Genomic DNA, 19,494 nt, shown 5'->3' on the forward strand with positions numbered 1-19,494 from the left:
TCTATTATCCACCTGAGCTACTAAATCGTCAAGTACAAATTTCTGAAAAATTAATTTAAACATCAAGTCAGAAAAGTTGGTCATAATTTTTGGAAATAGTTAAATCCCAATTTTGCGGAAACCTCTTCGCCAGCCCGTTTCATTTCCTGTCCAATCCTCTCGATGCCTTTCTCCTGAATCCTGCTGGCAGGACCGGAAACACTGATTGCGCCAATGGCCCGCCCAGAATAATCAAAGACAGGAGTTCCTAAACAGATAATCCCGATTTCATTTTCTTCTTTTTCCACGGAAATTTTGTTTTCCTTAATACTCCGAAGTTCTTTTAACAACACATCAGGATCAATAATCGTATTTGGCGTATAGCGGGTCATCCCTTTAGTTTCTAAGATGTGCCGAACTTCTTCCTCGGGCAGTGTCGAAAGAACAGCTTTTCCCACAGCGGTACAATGCATAGGAGCCCTCCGCCCTACTTTAGAGTGCATGCCCACAACATGGGAACTCTCAGCTCTGTCAATATAAACGATTTCGCCGTCATCAGGAAGCACTAGGTGAACAACTTCATTCAGTAATTTCGCTAAATCATTGAGAACAGGAGCTGCCACTTTACGGATTTCAAGATCATTAAAGAACCGAATCCCTAGTTCCACAATTTTAATTCCTAATTGATAATGTTCATTTTCTTTCGCCCTCTCAACGTAACCACGGTAACATAAGGTCTGTAAAATTCGATGAACTGTACTTTTATGGAGTTGAATCCGGTTTCCGATCTCCGTTACTCCCAAGGGCTCTTCCGCATGAGCAAGAACCTCCAGGACATCCAGCGAACGTTCAAGTGTTTGCACATATTTTTCTGTCACTGTTGGTCCCCCTTTGACCATTTTTTTGTCATCACCCTTTAAGGGGGTGCATCGATTGATTCCCTAACATTAAGCTTTCAAAGAACCAACTCACTAGCTCATATTCATAGTTTCCCAGTATAACTTAGAAACTGTGTTTCAGATACCCCTTACTTTGAATAGTATGACTTCTTTAAATTGTATAGTCAAGCATTAAATATTGGATAAATTAAACTCTCGCCTAAATTTTCACAATATTTAAATTTATAGAAGAGCCCGCTGATTTTCCAATCAAATCTAGGCCATTTCCAAATTAACCCTGCTCCCGGCCCCGCCGGCTTGGGCCGGAGTAACAATCAAGCGGCGTGCCAGGCGACTCTTTAGCTCTGGAACATGGCTAATAATTCCAATCGTCACATTTTGAACATGAAGTTTCTCCAAAGTATTCATTACAGTCTCAAGGAGATTAGCATCCAGCGTTCCAAACCCTTCATCTAAGAAGAAAAATTCAAGCGGGGATTCCCCACGCAGCTGGATTTGAGTCGATAAGGCCAACGCCAGAGCAAGAGATGTGAGAAAGGTTTCCCCGCCCGATAGGCTATTGACAGGGCGACGCACGCCTCCATTAGCATCGTCCCGCATAATAAAGCCGCCTTCACTATCGACCTCTAGGGCATAACGCTGGTTTGTCAGTTGTTTCAGCCGTTCTGAAGCATGGCGAGAGACATTCACCAATTGTTCCTGAGCCAGGAACTCGACAAAACTATTCCCTTTGAGAACGGCTTGCAAGGTCTTAAGCAAATCCAGGCGATGGCTTGACGCTTGCCGTTCACGTTCTAAGTGCATCCATTCTTCGTGTTGTTCTTTAAGTTTTTCGAGTCTTTGTAGAGTGGCGCCTCTCCTCTCTACAGCTTCAGTATGCTCTTTTTCTTTCTCATTCAACCGTACTGGCCAGGCTAACCATTCTTCCGGACGGAGAGTCCGTCCTTGCAGTTGTTCTTCAATGTCTTCTCTCTTTTGTCGGAGAAGCAGGCCTTCCTGTTGATAGCTCGAAAGCCTTTGCTCCATACTTAGTCGATCCACAGGATCGCAAAGTGCCCTTTGGGCCGCCTCTATGGTCTGAAATTTTGATAGTTTAAGACCCTGATCTAATTTACGGAGGACGGAATCCATACCCTCCTGGGCTAACTCCAAGGTCTTACTGCATACCGCTAGAGTTTGTTCCGCTTTGGTCCATCCTTCTTTTGCCTGTTCATATCCCTTCTTTAGATGTTCCTCCGTCCCGATAACACGAGCTAAGACCTGTTTGCTCAGCGCAATTTGTTCCAGTGCCGGCTTGCCTCCTGTTAAGCTGTCGCATTGAGCCTTAAGCTCCGCCAGAGTACGAGCCGCTTCGCTTCCCACGGTTTTAAGGTTCTGAAGTTCAAGCTCACAAGAGGTCTTTTCCTGCATAAGCCTCTGCTGATCTTCATCGGTTATTCGCATTTCCTCTTCCAGTTCTGCTAGTTCTTGATTTAAGGCGCTAGCAGTCTGGTCCCAAAGGGCAAACTGTTTTTGCGTCCTTCGAATTTCGGACTGCGGGATATCTCCGCGCAAATCGTCCAAACGCATCTGGAGATTTAATTGTTCCTGCTGAAGTTGGCTGAGACGATTTTGAATCTCTGAACCCACACCCTTAATGGAGGCAATCTGAGCTTGAAGTTTATGCCATCCTTCCTCGGTTTCTACAAGAATACGTTGAGCACGCTCTAAGTGAAGTGTAGTCTCCTCTTGCTTTTGATTCCAGTCGCTTAATTGCCGACGCTGGAACAGTAAATCCTCCTCCTGCTTCTGCAACGATTCGATCAATTCTTGAAGCTCCAGATCCCTGAGAGATAATGGTAACTCCCTGCGATACTCATCAACCGTCTTTTGTTTACCGGCTAAAAGATTATACTGGGTTTGCTCTGACTCCCGTTTGGAAACTAACTGAGCCTGCGCTACTGCAAGCCTTGTTGCGCCCTCTGCTTCCTGTTTTTCCAGGGTTTGAAGTTGGCTAATGGCTTGCTCGAATTCGTCATTGACCTGCTTAATAAGCAGATTGTCAAATTTTTGAGCAGGCTGCGGGTGATGTGCGGAGCCGCATACTGGACATGGTTCCCCTTCCACCAGCGTCATAACGAGTGAACCGGCAAGATCTTTCTGCTCCAGTTCTTTAACCTTAACCTTTTTGAACTCAGCCAGCTCTCTGATCTTTTGAATTTCCTGCGTTAACAAGCTCTGTTCATATTCCTTATGGTTCAAATCATCTCGTGACATCTGGCAATCCTGGGAAATAGATTTCAGGCGCTCACGTTCCTCAAGCTCTTCTCGTTCAGCCCGTTCAATATTGGTAATCCTATGCCGATAGCGTTCAAGGTCTTGGGCCTGTTTGCTCAGAATGTCCTCTCGTAAAGGAGGATCTTGCTGTCTGGCTGCAAGGGCTGCCTTCAGGCAGTCTACTGTTTCTTGAGCTGCTTTAACCTTTTGCGCGGAATGAGTTTCTTGGGCTTCCCTGGACTTTATTTCGGCAGAGTTTTTCTCAAGGTCTCTTTGTAAATCACCGACCTGCTTAGAAACTATTTCATATGCCTCTAACGCTTGTGCCGAAGAATTAACTCGGGTGCGTTGGGCCGGATCAATCGTTATTTGGCTCAACTTTGTTCTGGTTTCTTGTGAACGTTTTTCGAACTTCTTTTTCTTCTCCATTGCCTCAAGAAGGGCTTGCTCTAATCCTTTACGTGTTCGATCAACTTCGCCGTACTGACGCCGTGTATCTGTTAAACGCTGATTGCGTATTTGGATATCATCCTCGATGCGTTTCGCTTGTTCCAACTGCTCTAATTGGCGCAGACAGCGCGGTTCTTTTTCTAGGCGCTGCTGATTGCTTTCCAGCCATTCTTTCTCAGCACGTTCCTTTGTTAACCTTGTTTCTTCGAGGTTCCTTTTGGCTTCTTCAGCCTTCCATTGGGCTTCTTGCAGTCGTTCCTTTGAGAGATTCAAGTCCGCCAAAACAGGACGGAGAGTTTCTGCACGCTCTGCGGAACTGAGACATTCAGCCATTTTATCCATTTCAGGTTGGATAGTGAGTCGTCGAGATTCCTTTTCAAGGATATGATGCAATTGTTCTTGCAAGCCCCACAGCCCCTTAGCCTGTTCGAACTGCTGCTTTAGATGGTTTAAATCATTGAAAATTTGCTCTGATACAGTCCTTGCCATCTGAGACTCTTCTTCGGCGGCTTTAACTTGCTCCGCGGAAGCATCTCCCAGTCCTTGCAGCCGTTGTTCGATACCATTAAGATAAAATCGGGCGCTGTCAAGCCGCTCAGAGAGTCGAGCTGTGAGATCACGTCCATAAGCTTCAAGAGAAAACAACCGTTCTAACATTAAACGACGATCTTTTGGTTTTATCGTCAAAAACTCCGCGAATTTCCCTTGAGGAAGAACAACTGCTCGGGTGAAATCGTCGACTGTTAAACCTAACATTTCTTCCACTTTTTTGGTCATCTCATCTGCCTTCGACGCCAGAACCGCTTCGGTACCCTCCTTTATTTCAACTAATCGGCACGTCGAGGCCTTGACTGTCCGATCTCCAGAACGACGATAAGCGCGTTCCGCGCGATAAGTGACTCTTTGAGTTCCCAAAGCTAAGGAAAACGTATAGTCTACAGTAAGCTTTTCTTCACCATGGTTTAGTATCCCTTGGGTATTATTAGCTGCCCGCTCCACCGTCCCATAAAGCGCCAGCGTAATAGCATCGAGAATTGTGGATTTTCCGCTTCCCGTAGATCCAAAAATCCCAAAGACCCCTGTTTCACACAGTTTACTGAAATCAATTACCTGAACCTCACGAAAACTATTTAATCCGGCAATTTTCAAGCGAATGGGTTTCACGCCGTCTCCGCCTCCTTGCTGTTAACCGTCTCCACCAATAGGGCAGAATCATTTTGACGGTCATAATGACTCTCCTCGTTTTCTCTCTTATCCGGGTCAATCAACGTCAAGAATAGGCTGACCAACTCCTGATCTGGTTCTGCTCCACCGGTTTTATCCTGATAGAACTTACAAAAAAGCTCATCCAGGGGCAGTTTAGAGCGGGCTTCTAAGGAAATCCGTTCCGTTTCGGGAAAAACCGGACGAATATTTACGAGCCGTTCGCGTTGACGGCGCAAACCGTGAATATCTTGTGGATTAAGCGCACTCGTGACATGAACCTCTAAGTCAATCCAAGCCTGAAGATCTTTTCCTTCATCAATCCAGCGCTGTACCTGTGCCAAGCCCTCTTTGGCCTGCCATTTTACTAAAGGAAACCCTGATCTGAGAAAGATTTCCCGAGTCCTGATAGGTTGTCCTGGAAACCCCTCAATTAAAACGACGGATTTGGCATACCCGGTCTCGGAAAAGCTATAGGCTAATGGCGAGCCTGAGTATCGAGTCGGTACTGTTGTCCCTTTAACCGCTTGAGGGCGGTGCAAATGCCCTAAAGCGACATATTGAGCACTCGGAGGCATCGCCTCTACTTCAACCGTCGGAGCACTTCCAAGTTGAATAGGACGCTCGGACTCAGATTGCATCCCTCCACGCACGAAGATATGACTCATTGCTAAATTTACTGCATCTGGGCGAAAGGGTTGACTGAAGACAGCAAATAGTTCTTGCACACGTTTTGAATATTCCTGGCGCAGGATCTCCTCATCCAAGCTCTCATTCAACACTTCATTGAGGCGGGCTTCCGAAGGATAGGGCATCAATGCTACAATAGCCGGGTCCGGGCAACTGGGGATATGTAATTCTGCCCACCCTTGACCTGCCGCAACAGTGACTACTTTACCCTGATTCGGCTGCACCAAGAGGCTGGGTTTTAATACTTCTTTGGGAAGACCATATAACGTGATCCCATTCCTAACAGCAAGAGGATTTGCCGCACAAAGCCGCTCCGGGTTATCATGGTTGCCGGCAATTGCGACTACAGCCCGCTTTCCCCAGCAGACAATCGGCTCAAAGCATCATAAAACAGCTCTTCAGCGATAGCGGGTGGATTTACGGTATCAAAGACATCTCCCGCAATCAGGACAAGATCCACGGCTTCGTCTTCCACAATCGTACAAAGTTCATCAATGAACTGTATTTGCTCTTCAATTCGGCTTCGACCCTCAAGCATTCGCCCAAAGTGCCAATCTGAAGTATGTAAGATACGCATGGGTTACACTTCCTTTATGTTTCGTGTGTTGAAATCTCATTCGATGCAGGAAAAAAGTACTGGATATAATTACTATTATAAAACATGTCCTCGACAAAAGACTGTCTTCACAGTAATAAATGATTCTGCTTCTGTCTGAGGTTCAATAAATTAAGAACTCCAAAGATATCCGAAATCTTTGGAGTTCTGTATTATGCTCTTTCCTTTGCCAGCTGTTTACAGGAGTATCTATTCTATCGGTGTTTAAATGTTTTCTGCATCTGATGAATCTTTTTCCACTTAGCTTTCTCAGCTAAAGCTTCTGCGTGATTCATTTTGCGGGAGAGATAGGCCAGTTCTTTCTTCAGCTTCAAATAGCTCTCATAACGCGCCTGGGCCATAGTCCCCGCCTGTAAAGCCCCTTGCACTGCACAGCCAGGCTCTTGCTCATGCTGACAGTCGGAAAAACGGCACTTCCTAGCCAGTTCTTCCACATCGGAAAAGCTATCTTGTAATCCGCTTTCAGTTCCCCAAAGCTGCAGTTCTCTCATGCCAGGTGTATCGATGATCAACCCTCCCTGAGATAACACGACAAGCTCTCGGGATGTGGTAGTATGCCGACCTCGGTCGTCTCCCTGCCTGACGGCTTGTACTTTCTGAACTTCACGACCATAGAAATAATTGAGCATCGTCGATTTTCCTGCCCCGGATGATCCAAGCATCGCCACCGTTTGACCGACTTGGAGATACTCGGCAAGCTGATCAAGTCCTTCGCCAGTCAAGCTGCTAACAACGTGCACCGGTACCCCTAGAGCAATCTCTTTCACTTCAGCCAGACGCTCAGCTGTTTTGCTGCATAAATCGGCCTTACTGAGAACAATCACCGGGTTTGCTCCACTGTCCCAAGCCATCGTGAGGTAGCGCTCCATACGCCGCAGATTAAAATCATAGTTCAAAGCATTCACTAAAAAAACCGTGTTAATGTTTGCTGCTATAATTTGCTCGATAGTTTCATTTCCGGCAATTTTCCGAGCAAATTTACTCTGGCGAGGTAAAATTCCACGGATGCTGGCTCTCTCTTCAGCGTCGTGACGCGAGATAACCACCCAATCCCCGATTGCCGGAAAATCCTCACGGGCACCGGCTTGAAAGCGCATTCTTCCGGATATTTGAGCCAACAATTCTCCGTCTTCTGTCAGTAAGCGGTAACTTTGCTTTTGTTCGCTAATAACCCGACCCACCTCATACCCTTGGGCAGCGTAAGGCCTAAAATGCATCTCAAATTCAGAGTTCCACCCTAAACTTGGCAAGCTCCACTTAAAACTATTCGTATTCAGTTGGATTCCTCCTTAAAGCTTAACTATGCTTTTAGGTCGGAATCTTTATCCATTAAACTAGGTTACTGATTATCTTGGTTCTAATAACGTCTAAAGCAACACGTTTGCAATGGAGGATTCCGACCTAAACGGGAATATCCCTCGTTACGATTCTTTCAATCACAAAACATCACTCCTTTGCCAAGCTAACGGTCAGATATCCTTTATTCTCATCTAAGCGACCGTCTTTTTCAATATACAATAAAGTTAAGTTATTGTCTATTTCAAATAGTTTCATTTGATTTTCTCGCATGATTTTGTGACAATAGTCTTAAACCAGGAGGAAAGGGGCAAGCATTGTGGCAGTTCAAGCTGATTGGAAACGATTACTTGAAGATGAGATACAAAAGGATTATTACCTTGAATTATTGGCATGGGTCAAGAATGAGTATCGAACAAAACGTGTTTTTCCAAAAAAGGAAGATGTGTTTAACGCCTTAGTCTTTACGTCTTATGAAAACACCAAGGTTGTAATTTTAGGACAGGATCCGTATCCCAATATTGGGCAAGGTATGGGCCTTAGCTTTTCCGTAAATGTTGGAGTGCCTTTTCCCAAGTCTCTTCAGAATATCTTTACTGAGCTCCAATCGGACCTAGGTTGTTCGATACCTCGCCATGGTTCCCTCCGGAAATGGGCAGAACAAGGAGTTTTGCTGCTTAATACCGCTCTCACTGTAGAAGAGGGGAAACCAAATTCTCACCAAAACAAGGGGTGGGAAATATTTACGGATCGAATCATTTCTTTAGTCAACGATAAAGAAGATCCTGTGGTCTTTATTCTTTGGGGCAATAATGCTCGCTCCAAAAAAAGGCTTATTACGAATCCCCGTCATTTAATCATCGAATCCGCCCATCCCAGTCCTCTATCAGCCAGCAAGGGGTTCTTTGGCAGTAAACCGTTTTCCAAGGCCAATTCATTCTTAGTCGCTCAGAAGAGGACACCGATAGACTGGCAAATCAATTAATCGAAAATCCGTCTATTGTTTATTATCCATTTTTTTAAAACTGAGAAATCATATCGCTAAAAAATAAAGACGTAGAAAAGCGTGCGGAATAATTTCCCGCACGCTTTTTCAACGTAATGATCTGACCGTCTGCGATTTCATTGACACAATTTAGAATAGAATTATACCGGCAACTGCTGTAGCAGCAATAAATGTGAAGGTCCCAATTTTGATTTTTTTCTGGTTTAGTACATAATACCCAATAACTATCATGATAATGGCTTTCAACATTGTCAGCGACAAGAAGGTATGAGTCACTTGGTATAGAGGCTTAACGCCTATAATGTAAGCTGCACTGAGGAGCAGGCCAAGCACAGCTGGTCTAACTCCAACTAAGAGTGCGTTTACATACTTGTTCGTTTTAAACTGAGTATAGAATTTAGTGATAATGACCGAGGCTGTGAATGAAGGAATACAGAGAGCTATAGTAGCAATGACGGCACCAAGGATACCTGCAACTTTGAAACCAATATAAGACGATGAATCGACTGCAAAAGGACCTGGTACAACCTGGGCAATAGCAATAACCTTAACGTAATCAGCCAACGATACCCAGTTATGGGACACCATCTCTGTTTCAAAGAATGGAATCATCGCGTAGCCGCCGCCGAAACTAACCGCTCCAATTTTTAAAAAGACGAGAAATAATTCAATGAGATTCATGTTGCCTGCCCCCATCATCAAAAAGTACAAATTCTTACCAAAGCCTAATGCCGCTAAAAGCAAAAGAACGAAAACAACGTTAATGTTAGTAAAAAGCATCAGACCAGCAGACAGAAGGGCCAAAATTACGTCCGTATAATGTTTGACCGCCGTTTTCCAAGTTTTCTTGACTGAGTTAAGTATCAAAGCAGTCACGCCCAGAAGAATTCCTGTAAAGGCTTTGTGGACTATGGGGTTATCCGTAAATCCCCAAATAACGAAGGTCAGAAGCAGGATCAGCAGAAAGGTTGGGATGCATGACGTTATGGTGGCAACGCACGCACCCAGGAATCCCTTCTTCCGATAGCCGATCATCGTCGCTGAATTAACAAAGATAATTCCCGGCAGAGTTTGTGAAATAGCCATAATATCTGTCAATTCATCATTGGTCACCCATTGTTTTAATTCAACGACCTCTTTTTGCAAGATGGCTATAACGGCATAGCCACCGCCGAAGGCCAGACAGCCGATTTTGAAAAACGTAATGAACATTTCGAAATATATCCCCATGCTATCTCCCCCACCTATCAATTTTTAGTTTTGAACCTAAGTATAAGCTTTACCCTTTATTTATTTAAATATTTTAGTATACCGTATACCAAAATAATTAACGTATTGAGCATGATACCCTTCAATAAGATCGTATTTCTAAAAGGCCATTTCCAAAAAAGCCTTGTTTGAATTTTCTACATGCCTTTTGGCAGCAGCATCGGCTCTAGAACTATCATGGTTACGGAATGCTTCAATAATTTCATTGTGTTCTTCCCATACTTCTTCGGGCCGGCCAGGTTTAGAATACGCCACTTGGGTGAATTTCGTGATATACTCTCGCAAAGTACTGAATAAGTTGTATAATCTCGGGCTTTCGGCGGCCTTGTAGACAATCTCATGAAATGTATCATTTAATTGATTTGATTTTTTTAAATTTCCTTTGCTTTGTTCATCTGAGATCTGCTTCGCGAGCAACGTCAAGCGCTCAATCTCTTTAGGTTTAATTTTTGTTGCTGCAATACTGCAAATCAATGCTTCTAAAGATGCTCTTATGAGTAAAATCTCAATAATGTCATCCTTAGTGAACCCTGAGACTACGACTCCTTTACGCGGGATATGAGTAACCAACCTTTCCAATTCCAGCTTTCGAATTGCCTCACGAACCGGAGTCCTGCTAACCCCTAGCTGTTCTGCGATATTACGTTCCACCAGTCTCTGTCCCGGCTCGAGTTTTTTCTCAAGGATAGCATTCCTCAGAATAGAAAACACTGAATCACGGATATGACCCATGTCATCGTATTTGATGGGTGAAAATTGATAGTCCATTGCCTTCTCCCCCCTTAGATTAATCTCCGTGATAAAACTAATTATAAATCAATACGCAAAAAAGGCAAGAAGAAATGGTATACCGTATCCCAAAAAGCTTTAATAAAATGCCTGTACTTAACTTATCTTTGAACTATTTTTTAAACTCTTGGTATATATTTACCACAGCAGGCCTGTTTGATGGGGCTGCAAACGACCTGAAAAACAGCCTGAGCGACTAAGGAGACTTTCTTTATGACAAGCACGGGACAAATTTATTTGTTATATTATGGTAATGAGTAACGGCAACAGGAGTGATAAAAATGAACAGTTGGGGGCATCATTGGGGACATCACCATTGGAAACATCATTATCCATGGCATCGGCATCATAGATGGTAGTAATAAAGCTCCTGCTTTACACGTTAGCCATGGAAAATCTTATTGACTGCGAAGGCGTTAGCACGTATCCTAACTTTAATAACTACTGATGAAAGGAGTGCCGAATCTATGTTCGCTTCCGTTAATTCTGATTGTATCGGATGTGCCGCTTGTGAAGCAATTTGTCCCCAAGTTTTTAGGATGAATAGTTACGGGATTGCCGAGGCCTACATAAATCCTGTTCCTCAGGATGCCGAACGATTGACCAAAGACGCGGCCAATAGTTGCCCTGTCGAAGCAATTACAGTGGAATGATTCTTAAGCAAAGACATGTAAGCTTCCAGCTTTGCGGAGGCTTACATGTCTTTGGCGTTCAGATTCAAAAAAGTCAGATTGAGCACTTGACTAATTTTCTGCTCAGGGTTAGTATATGTTCATTATACTGTTATAAACAGTATGCTTTACCAAGCAGTATCTATGGTCAAACAGTATTAAAACAATATTTTTAGAAAAGCGAGGTGAATTCTTAAATGTTCAAAAAACATGGGCGACATACTCCTGCCTTTTTACTTCTTTTCTTGGAAGATGCCCCTAGTTATGGGGCCTTGCTTCTAACAAGGCTTCAAAACGAGCTTCCCTATTGTTTTAGTGATAGTGCAAATGTTTATCGCTGCTTACAAGAGATGGAAAAAGACGGTTCAGTCGAAACTCATTGGGAAACAAGAGAGAGCGGTCAACCCAGAAAATGGTACACCATTACAGCAAAAGGACGGCAAGAACTCAAAGAACAAGCAGAAGATATTCGGCAACGCCGGGCTAATTTTGAGTTTTTTCTATCCCGCTACAAAACTCTTGACCAGGACACCGATTAAAATGACCATCTGAGAAACATAAAACGGGACGCCGTTATGCTTGAGAGGAGTCTTCCTATGAACCAGAAACAACCGATACACTATTCCAAAATCGGGGTACTGTCTTTAGCTCATATGTTAAATGATTTATACAGCAATTATCTTCCCCAAATGCTTCCCTTCTTGGTAGCATTAACACCGGGTTTTACAGCTACTCGTGCAGCCATTTTAGTTTCTGCATTTACGATCACATCATCGTTAGTTCAGCCGCTTTTCGGCTATTTCCTGGATCGTCAAGGCAAACGCTGGCTTGTCTATGTAGGAACTTTATGGATGGGAATCATGCTCAGTTTAACAGGAATTGTTCATAACTATGGGTTACTTGTTCTCCTTGCAGCTTTAGCCGGACTTGGCACAGCGGCCTTCCATCCCCAAGCATCCACCATGGTCAATGTTTTAAGCGGCGACCATAAGGCGGTTTTACTCTCTGGTTTCGTTGCTTTTGGGAACTTTGGCTTTGCTTTGAGTCCTCTCCTTCTAGTTCCCCTCTTCCAAGCCTATGGGTTACAAGCTACCCTCGTTACGGTGATCCCTGGTATTCTCGTAGCTATTTTGCTGCTTCTTTATGCGCCAAGAAACAATGTTTTGTCCGGTTCAAACACAGCTTTTTCAGTTGTTTTACGCTCTCTCAGATCTGCAGCCCCAGAACTTGTGGCCATCATTGGGGTTATTGCTGTTCGCTCTCTAGCTTATACAGCCATGCTAACAATCCTTCCTCTGTATTTAAAAGCTCAAAATCTATCGAACATTGCAGCAAGTCATCTGGTGACTATTATGCTGGCCTCTGGAGCCATTGGCGGAGTTATCGGCGGTTTTATTTCCGATTTTTATGGGCGCAAGCGTTTAATTGTCGGCTCTCTAGTTGTCTCAACGCCGTTATTCTTTGGGTTTCTCTATACTCAAGGCACCTTGAGTACGATTTTCTTAGCCTTAGCCGGGGCAGCTTTATTGTCCAGCTTTTCAGTTACAGTAGTGGCTGCTCAAGAGGCTATTCCTGATAACAAAGCGCTGGCTGCGGGGCTAACCATGGGATTCGCGGGAGGAATAGGGGGTCTGGCAGTTATTCTTATCGGCTGCATTGGTGACATTTGGGGACTTACATCGGCGGTCACTGTAATTTTCCTGCTTCCTATTTTAGCGGGTCTCATTGGGTTGTTTATGAAAAGTCACCCGGCGGCTCGCAGTCAACGCTTGGCTGCCCGTTAGCATTGACCAAAACAATAGGACATCTTAACGGTGCTGCTGGTTACCGCCTAGATGGAAATGGGACCGCTCATGGATTAAGTTAACCTCCAGCAGCAGTTCTCTGTTCGAGAGAACTTGTAACGGTACTCCATCTGCTGCTATAGTGTGATCCTCTCGGAATATGATCACACGCTGAGCTAGTTCTTCAACAATTGATAAATCGTGCGTCGCCATAATGACCGTCTTGCCAGCCTTTTGCAGAGCACTTAGGAACTCGACCAACCAAAACTGGGTACGGGGATCAAGACCGTTCGTCGGTTCATCCAAAAACAGGACCTCGGGATTAACCGTAAGGACACATGCCAAAGCGACTTTTTTCTTTTCTCCCCCACTCAATTTATACGGCGCACGGTCTAATAGACTTCGAATCCCAACCAACTCGGTTATATCATCCACCCTCTGGTTTACCTCCGCCTTCGTAAGCCCTGCCTGCAACGGAGCAAACGCCAGCTCGTCCCGCACGGTTGCCGAAAAAGCTGGGCGTCCGAGTTTTGAAAGACAAAGCCCACCCGTTGCCTAAAATCTTGCAGGAACTCAGAATCTCGCAAAGCATCTTCCGTCAATTCTTGCCCAAAGGCATAGATTTGACCTGTATCAGGATGGATCAAACCGCAGAGCATTTTAAGCAACGTAGATTTGCCGCTTCCATTTGCCCCCAGTATTACTAAGCCTTCACCTTTCTGAATGCTTAAATTAATCCCAGTGAGCACGGGATGACCGGGCAAATACGAGTAGGATACATCATGGATATCAAAAATCTTGTCCAAGCGGGTCTCTCCTTTCATCCACCCAATACTTTGTTCGCAACAATTATGATAAGACCTGCCAATACCACCAGCAACAAGATGATTACCTCCTGCCAACTGAGACGGGAGCGCTGCAGAAGGCGTATTTCCCCAGAATACCCACGGGCAGTCATGGCCCAATAAACTTCTTCACTCATTTGCAGTGACTTACCAAACAAACCACCCACTGCCGACCCCACAAATCGTCTCTGTTCCTTTGGCGCTGATTGCCCAGCATCACGAGCCTTCCGAGCCAGGAACATCTCCTCCATAGCAGTGACTAAAACAAATATATAACGGTAGGTCATTTCCAAAGTGACGATGAAAATTCTCGGTACAAAGAATGAACGCAAGGCACGCAGAAAATCCATCCAACGAGTGCTTAAAGTGAGTACTACGGCTAAGGAAACAGAGATACCAACCCTGCTGACCAGCATAATCCCACCCCTCAATCCCTGTTTCGTCAGCGCTAGAGTAGAAGGCAGAGATAGGAAGCCAAAGTGAAAGGGATGCTGGAAATCCGCTATGACCCAGAGGGGATCACCCGGACGTACCCAGTTAAAGAGCGACGGCAGCACCATGATTCCTGTGAATAATGGAATGACTAACCAAACCCGCGCGACGACTTGACGCAGGGGCAGATGAGAAAATAGGGCTGCTGCGAGCAAAACGAAATAGAATCCCCACAGCAGGGAGAGTTGAGAACATAGATTGACGATGACTAAAAAGTACATTAGTGTTATAACTTTGACTCGCGGGTCCAATCGCTGCAAGAACCCCTGTCGCATGGCAATTTCCTCTGCGAAGACTGCTTCATGTATTATCCTAACGATGTCTCGCAAAGTCTTCTCGATAAAGTGCCCCTTCTGCCGACCACTGCAGCCACAGCGACACAGAGCAGGGCTTGTTTCGTTTAACCAACCGGGCAGCTCCATCCTGTTAGCCTCCTTCAATATTAGCCGCTATAGCCGCTGAATTTATTTTCCGTTATCTTATAGCGTATCGCTTTTAGCCTCAATCTTCTCTTCTAATACAATTCGATGGTTGAGTAAGGTCATATCTTTAATTTGGGCCTTAACAAATTTTTGCCGACCAAAAATGTCCACCAGTTTTAAGCCATCTTCATAAGGCTCGATAACGTCCACAGACTCCATAAACAAAACCTCTTGACCATTGCTCTTAAAGTACGCATTAGCCTCACACATTGTTTTATCCTCCTTTAAATATAAACAAGGCCATAGAGTGACCCCTTTTGGGTCAGACCTCCATGGCCTTGTTTTTTGATTTAATTAGTGAAAACCTGATGCCTCTTAATATCTTCAAGTAGTTCTAAACCTGGCAGCAGAACTCCGAATCCAACTTTTTTTATACAGATCCATTCGACAAACGAATTAGGAATTCCTTCTTCTGTAAAGCTTAGTTTGAATATTATTACTCCAATGTTCCTTAAAATCTCTCTGCTGTTTTCAGCAAATCTTCAGGAACGGTTTAGCAAACATTCAGTTTGCTTTAAGCGCAAATTCAGGAACTAAGATTAAAGTAATTATCAGAGCTTCCTGTTATGGAAAACACCCCCAGATTTTGCAGTATGGAGATTGTCAGGAGGTGACAAAACTCTTCCTAGAACGTCTTTATAGAAGTGAGGATCACTTGTTACAATTTAACCTTTCATAAACTAAACAAAAACCCTTAAAGGAGAGATTATTGTGGTCAAAAAAGAAAACGAGCTGCTACATAAGTCAAGAAGAGTGGCTGCAGGTTCCATGATTGCAATCCTAATTGCCCTCGGAATTAGCGGTTGCGGAACCCAGCAAACCGCTTCAACTCAGCAAACACAGGCCGAGTCAACTCAAAGCCAGACTGACCAAGGACAAGAAAATAAAGGGCAGATGTCAGTAAATCCTGCCGTAAAAGCTGCCATGGACATCCTTCAACTTCAACACAACGATCAAGTCGCTTTAACTAGCGAACAAACCAGCACCATTAAACCAATTTTACAGGAATTGATTGACACTTCTGATCCAACGAATGATGTACTGCAGAAGAAAGCGGATGCAATAACCAGTCTATTTACGGATCAACAAAAGAGCTTTTTAGCCCAGGGCCCCGGCGGCAACAGTCATAACTCCAATAATAATTCCACAAATCCATCGGACAACACCAATACCTCTAATACCTCCGATAAAACTAACTCTTCCAATGGAACAAGCGTTCCTCAGAATGGAACTAAGCCCACCAATGGTAACCCATCCGGCGGCAACGAACACAGCTTTAACGCCCAAGATATTTACAAACAAGCCTTAGCAGCTCTGAAATAAACCTTTCTTTGGAGGGATAGACCTCCAAGCAGACCATTAGCCTAAATCGCGATCTTTCTAAAGGATTAGCTTTACGAAGGTCGCGATTTATTAATCTCTTCAGAGATTCTATTACGCTAGAACATTGATCCTGTAAGCTTCACAGACTTCTGGAAATTATTTCGGTACATTTGATGGAATATGACTCAATTTAACTGTGACATATATTCAAAGGCTGTTGTACCGTATATGCTTTTGAAATGCCTATTTAAATGGGTTAAATCAAAAAAACTGCATTCTGTTACTGCCGAGTAGATATCATGGTTTTTCTCTATTAACTGCTTTGCATGCTCCACCTTACAGTTTAAGAAATATTGATACGGGGAAATTCCTGTGTTTGCTTTAAAGGCTCTAATAAATTGAAATTTGGACATACCGAACTCTTTACAAATCTCTTCAAGCCTGAGCACTTTATCTAAGTTGTAATAGATCATTTCCTTTGCTTTTTTAGTTAGAGCATTACTTTTAGGACACGTTATACTAATCTCCGAATGCGAAAAATTGTCTGCTAATGATAAAAGCAACTCACTGCATAAGGATTCATCTTTACCACTAAATATGGCGTCTGATAGATTCAAAATACTTTGCTCAAGCTCCCAATTATAGACAATAGGCGAAGGAAAATGAACTATATCTTTCCTCGCCAGTATCTCCAAAAATAACTTTGGCTTAACATAAAGCATAACATAATCAATGCCTGCCTTATTTTGCGACCTTCCATCATGTGCTTGTTCGGGATTAAAAAGCATAACCCCGTTTTTATAGGATGACTGTAAACTGCCGTCTAAATTATACTGCTGAATCCCTCGCAGGGTTACTCCTAAAGCATATTCCTCATGGCGATGCTTTTTATACCTAAAATCAGTAAAGCTTGCCGACAATGCCGTAATTCCCGCTGATTTTTTGTAGATGAATTTATCCGTAGCAGTCACCCCCTAATGAACTCGATGATTCCAGATACCATCATTGCTGAGTAGACTAGAAATAAAGCCATTATTGTATTGGAAGCCCTTTGATATTTCTGCAAAAATCTTTTAAAGATAGCCCCAAAGAGTACCCATGTGACGAATGCCGAAAAGCCGATAATTGTTACGACTGCAACAACTATTGAAAGAGTCAACGATGATTTATAGTACGGTATAACAAAGCTTGGAATAACCGTCATTGTAAACAGGATAACCTTAGGATTTATGAACTGCATTAGTAAGCCAGATACAAAGTTAACGGGTTGGTTTACTGTTGCCCCTGACACATCCATTTTATAAATCTGATAAGCAAGATAAAGCATATAAAAACTACCTATTATCCGCATGATACTTAAAATTTTCGGTACTACCGTCACCAGGGCGCTGTTTAATATGGCAGAGACAGCAAGTAATATGCCGAAAGCAATCGTTGCCCCATATACATACTTCATCGTTTTCTTAGCTCCAAAATTTTGGACCGAGGACAATATAACAATATTGGTAGGCCCCGGTGTAAATGTGACAATAATGCAGTATATCAAAAAAGATGTTATATTCATGATGCTGCTCCTCAAAGGTTTTTCATGAATTGTACATCTTTAAAATCGAACAGGTATAGTATATTATTGCATGAAAACGTTTAGTGCAAAGGCGGTCAGTCACCCCAACGAAATAAGACAATTCCGAACTGTTCAGGTATGCAATTATATGGTCGCTTCCATTATTATAATAGAAGTGGCTATTTTGGCTTTATTTATAACCTATTCATCACGTTATTACAAAACTTACATATCCTCATATATTGCTACTCTCCCTAACACGCGTCCAAACCAATTTAGAGAGTTTGTCTCGATAATAGTTACTAACCTTCGTATAATACAAAGGGTTCTGCCGCAGAATCACCTTATTTCTTTCCCTTTAGGAACTGTCGAAGGGCGGCGTCACTGACTACGTAGACATCGTCGATAAGATAATAATGCTGGGCGTTGGCGATTAGTTCCTCTGCCTCTGGTCCCACTTCCGTGTAGGCAGTCAACTCTCCATTTTTGATAATGATCAGGATAAACGTCTTTTCGGGAAAATCTGCAATGTCCGAAAGTTGGGAAATTCCCTTCATGTTAAAGGCAAACAATTCATCCTCTTGAGCTACTGCTTCGACCTCTTTGAAGATTTCGCCTAGATCATCAACCCCCACATTTTCGCGAATGATGAGATTACCTTCCTTTCCAGGATAAAAGATACAGTACTTAGAACGTTCCGGTTTTGTCATTTTCTTCAACACCTTTCTCGTGGTTCTTGAATAAAGAAAATTTTATGATCAACTGGGAGGACGAACAGAGCGGATTATCATATATTCCCAGTTTCCATCGAATTCTGTGCAGACTATCGAGGGTACCACTAGTCATATAGTGTAGTTTAACATAGGAAGAAGAATATTGCTTCAAAGGGGGATACATCCCTCTAAAACTTTTATTACTTTGCTATTTCATTCCCTAATTAAAAATATCATGAAATTCATAGACTTTCATGATATTTTTTTGATTTCTGAGAGCAAAGGGTTAACTACTCAGCCAAAAAGTCGCCTATAACCAATGGTTTTGGCGACTTTTCTATTCTAAATCACTACAACGCCCAACTTCCAGTCATCCTACTGATGGTCACCATTATCCTACGGAATATCTTACAGTATATGGATTTTGTGAAGTTCCGGTAGGGAGAATTATACCGATTCATAAGGACTATGGATACCACTTAAGGTTTTCAAAAGGAAGCAGAGCCCTGCTTTCTTTATGTTTTTAGCCCAATTGCCATATTAATAGGGAATAGAATTACTAAAAGTTTGGAAACTATCATTGGAGGATATTACAATGATAAAAATACAAAACAAGCTAGCTTTAGGCTTAATTTCAGGCCTTCTTGGTGAGTTAGTTATTATGATGAGTAATCGCCTGTTTATAATGTTAAAACTTGTGCAGAGTTCATTAAGCTTGATGTCACTTCAAGTTGTAAAATGTAGAAAGTGGATACCCGTGACCACGAAAAGAGATATTTGGTTATCTTATGGGATTAGTACGTTCTTTTGCACAAGTGGAGGACTGATGATCACCTATATATTGTCATTTAATAAACGTTTATGTTTACTGAAAGGCTTCGTTTTAGGAACAGTTGGAGGTTCAATTCCATATGTATTTAAGCAAGCTAAGCTAATTAAGGATTTCAAAAAAACGCTCAATAAAATCATGTGTCTTGTGAGTCATGGATTTTTCGGATTAACTGTGGCGCTAGTCGTCAAAACCCTTGGGGACAAAAATAGCAACAGTAAAACGAAAAGCTAAGGTCCTATAACTATCATTATAAAGGGGCTGACTCACTAATCGTCAACTCCTTTTAAACTGTTTATTCACTATCAGCATAAATTCTACATGATAAATTGAGCTTT

20 protein-coding genes are annotated in these 19,494 nt (G+C 43.0%); 6 read left to right on the forward strand and 14 right to left on the reverse strand.

Annotation, left to right across the window (positions count from 1 at the left end; genetic code table 11):
* Window positions 1-80 precede the first annotated feature (80 nt).
* The 5 genes from VZF35_RS14075 to rsgA form a co-directional block, all read right to left on the reverse strand.
* The gene (locus VZF35_RS14075; RefSeq protein ID WP_407305745.1) at window positions 81-857 is read right to left on the reverse strand and encodes an IclR family transcriptional regulator; all 777 of its coding nucleotides are present in this window, start codon (window positions 855-857) and stop codon (window positions 81-83) included.
* A gap of 276 nt (window positions 858-1,133) precedes the next feature.
* Window positions 1,134-4,748: an AAA family ATPase gene (locus VZF35_RS14080; RefSeq protein ID WP_407305747.1), complete on the reverse strand. Its 3,615-nt coding sequence runs from the start codon at window positions 4,746-4,748 to the stop codon at window positions 1,134-1,136.
* Window positions 4,745-5,701 (reverse strand): exonuclease SbcCD subunit D, encoded by a 957-nt coding sequence (locus VZF35_RS14085; protein ID WP_407305749.1) that lies wholly within the window; start codon window positions 5,699-5,701, stop codon window positions 4,745-4,747. The genes VZF35_RS14080 and VZF35_RS14085 overlap by 4 nt, the downstream gene beginning before the upstream one ends.
* A 119-nt stretch (window positions 5,702-5,820) precedes the next feature.
* Window positions 5,821-6,054, reverse strand: a complete 234-nt coding sequence (gene sbcD / locus VZF35_RS14090) for an exonuclease subunit SbcD (protein WP_407305751.1) — start codon at window positions 6,052-6,054, stop codon at window positions 5,821-5,823.
* Between the two features lie 233 nt (window positions 6,055-6,287).
* A complete protein-coding gene (rsgA, locus tag VZF35_RS14095) occupies window positions 6,288-7,343 on the reverse strand; it encodes a ribosome small subunit-dependent GTPase A (protein WP_407305753.1) in 1,056 nt (351 codons plus the stop codon).
* Window positions 7,344-7,708: 365 nt separating this feature from the next.
* On the opposite strand from rsgA, the gene VZF35_RS14100 reads away from it, so the two are divergent.
* Entirely contained in the window at window positions 7,709-8,374 is a 666-nt protein-coding gene (locus VZF35_RS14100; RefSeq protein ID WP_407305755.1) for a uracil-DNA glycosylase, read from the forward strand.
* A 150-nt stretch (window positions 8,375-8,524) separates the two neighbouring features.
* On the opposite strand, the gene VZF35_RS14105 is transcribed toward VZF35_RS14100, so the two are convergent.
* The gene (locus VZF35_RS14105) at window positions 8,525-9,625 is read right to left on the reverse strand and encodes a chromate transporter (RefSeq protein WP_407305757.1); all 1,101 of its coding nucleotides are present in this window, start codon (window positions 9,623-9,625) and stop codon (window positions 8,525-8,527) included.
* 138 nt (window positions 9,626-9,763) lie between these two features.
* A complete protein-coding gene (locus VZF35_RS14110) occupies window positions 9,764-10,432 on the reverse strand; it encodes a GntR family transcriptional regulator (RefSeq protein WP_407305759.1) in 669 nt (222 codons plus the stop codon).
* Between the two features lie 488 nt (window positions 10,433-10,920).
* On the opposite strand from VZF35_RS14110, the gene VZF35_RS14115 reads away from it, so the two are divergent.
* The 3 genes from VZF35_RS14115 (at window position 10,921) to VZF35_RS14125 (ending at window position 12,908) form a co-directional block, all read left to right on the forward strand.
* Window positions 10,921-11,106 carry a ferredoxin gene (locus tag VZF35_RS14115; protein WP_407305762.1) on the forward strand — a complete coding sequence of 62 codons (186 nt, stop codon included), beginning with the start codon at window positions 10,921-10,923 and terminating at the stop codon, window positions 11,104-11,106.
* A 215-nt stretch (window positions 11,107-11,321) separates the two neighbouring features.
* The gene (locus VZF35_RS14120; RefSeq protein ID WP_407305764.1) at window positions 11,322-11,663 is read left to right on the forward strand and encodes a PadR family transcriptional regulator; all 342 of its coding nucleotides are present in this window, start codon (window positions 11,322-11,324) and stop codon (window positions 11,661-11,663) included.
* 57 nt (window positions 11,664-11,720) lie between these two features.
* Window positions 11,721-12,908 (forward strand): MFS transporter, encoded by a 1,188-nt coding sequence (locus VZF35_RS14125; protein WP_407305766.1) that lies wholly within the window; start codon window positions 11,721-11,723, stop codon window positions 12,906-12,908.
* Between the two features lie 24 nt (window positions 12,909-12,932).
* On the opposite strand, the gene VZF35_RS14130 is transcribed toward VZF35_RS14125, so the two are convergent.
* The 4 genes from VZF35_RS14130 to VZF35_RS14145 are packed head-to-tail and all read right to left on the reverse strand — an operon-like array spanning window position 12,933 to window position 14,937.
* On the reverse strand, window positions 12,933-13,409 hold the full coding sequence (locus VZF35_RS14130; RefSeq protein ID WP_407305768.1) for an energy-coupling factor ABC transporter ATP-binding protein: 477 nt from the start codon (window positions 13,407-13,409) through the stop codon (window positions 12,933-12,935).
* Entirely contained in the window at window positions 13,352-13,714 is a 363-nt protein-coding gene (locus tag VZF35_RS14135) for an ATP-binding cassette domain-containing protein (protein ID WP_407305769.1), read from the reverse strand. Before VZF35_RS14135 ends, VZF35_RS14130 begins: the two co-directional genes overlap by 58 nt.
* A gap of 14 nt (window positions 13,715-13,728) precedes the next feature.
* Window positions 13,729-14,667 (reverse strand): cobalt ECF transporter T component CbiQ, encoded by a 939-nt coding sequence (cbiQ, locus tag VZF35_RS14140; RefSeq protein ID WP_407305770.1) that lies wholly within the window; start codon window positions 14,665-14,667, stop codon window positions 13,729-13,731.
* A gap of 57 nt (window positions 14,668-14,724) precedes the next feature.
* A complete protein-coding gene (locus VZF35_RS14145; RefSeq protein WP_407305772.1) occupies window positions 14,725-14,937 on the reverse strand; it encodes a CooT family nickel-binding protein in 213 nt (70 codons plus the stop codon).
* A gap of 501 nt (window positions 14,938-15,438) precedes the next feature.
* Between VZF35_RS14145 and VZF35_RS14150 the strand changes: the two genes are divergently transcribed.
* On the forward strand, window positions 15,439-16,050 hold the full coding sequence (locus VZF35_RS14150; protein WP_407305774.1) for a hypothetical protein: 612 nt from the start codon (window positions 15,439-15,441) through the stop codon (window positions 16,048-16,050).
* Between the two features lie 185 nt (window positions 16,051-16,235).
* Here VZF35_RS14150 and VZF35_RS14155 read toward each other — a convergent pair whose 3' ends face one another.
* The 3 genes from VZF35_RS14155 to VZF35_RS14165 form a co-directional block, all read right to left on the reverse strand.
* The gene (locus VZF35_RS14155; RefSeq protein ID WP_407305776.1) at window positions 16,236-17,021 is read right to left on the reverse strand and encodes an AraC family transcriptional regulator; all 786 of its coding nucleotides are present in this window, start codon (window positions 17,019-17,021) and stop codon (window positions 16,236-16,238) included.
* On the reverse strand, window positions 17,018-17,614 hold the full coding sequence (locus tag VZF35_RS14160; RefSeq protein WP_407305778.1) for a LysE family translocator: 597 nt from the start codon (window positions 17,612-17,614) through the stop codon (window positions 17,018-17,020). The genes VZF35_RS14155 and VZF35_RS14160 overlap by 4 nt, the downstream gene beginning before the upstream one ends.
* Window positions 17,615-17,958: 344 nt before the next feature.
* Entirely contained in the window at window positions 17,959-18,324 is a 366-nt protein-coding gene (locus VZF35_RS14165; RefSeq protein ID WP_407305780.1) for a hypothetical protein, read from the reverse strand.
* Between the two features lie 598 nt (window positions 18,325-18,922).
* Here VZF35_RS14165 and VZF35_RS14170 point away from each other — a divergent pair.
* Complete coding sequence (locus tag VZF35_RS14170) at window positions 18,923-19,390, forward strand: hypothetical protein (RefSeq protein ID WP_407305782.1); 468 nt, start codon at window positions 18,923-18,925, stop codon at window positions 19,388-19,390.
* Window positions 19,391-19,494: the final 104 nt, after the last annotated feature.

The organism is Desulfosporosinus paludis, from assembly GCF_045689965.1.
Taxonomy (GTDB): Bacteria; Bacillota; Desulfitobacteriia; order Desulfitobacteriales; family Desulfitobacteriaceae; genus Desulfosporosinus; species Desulfosporosinus paludis.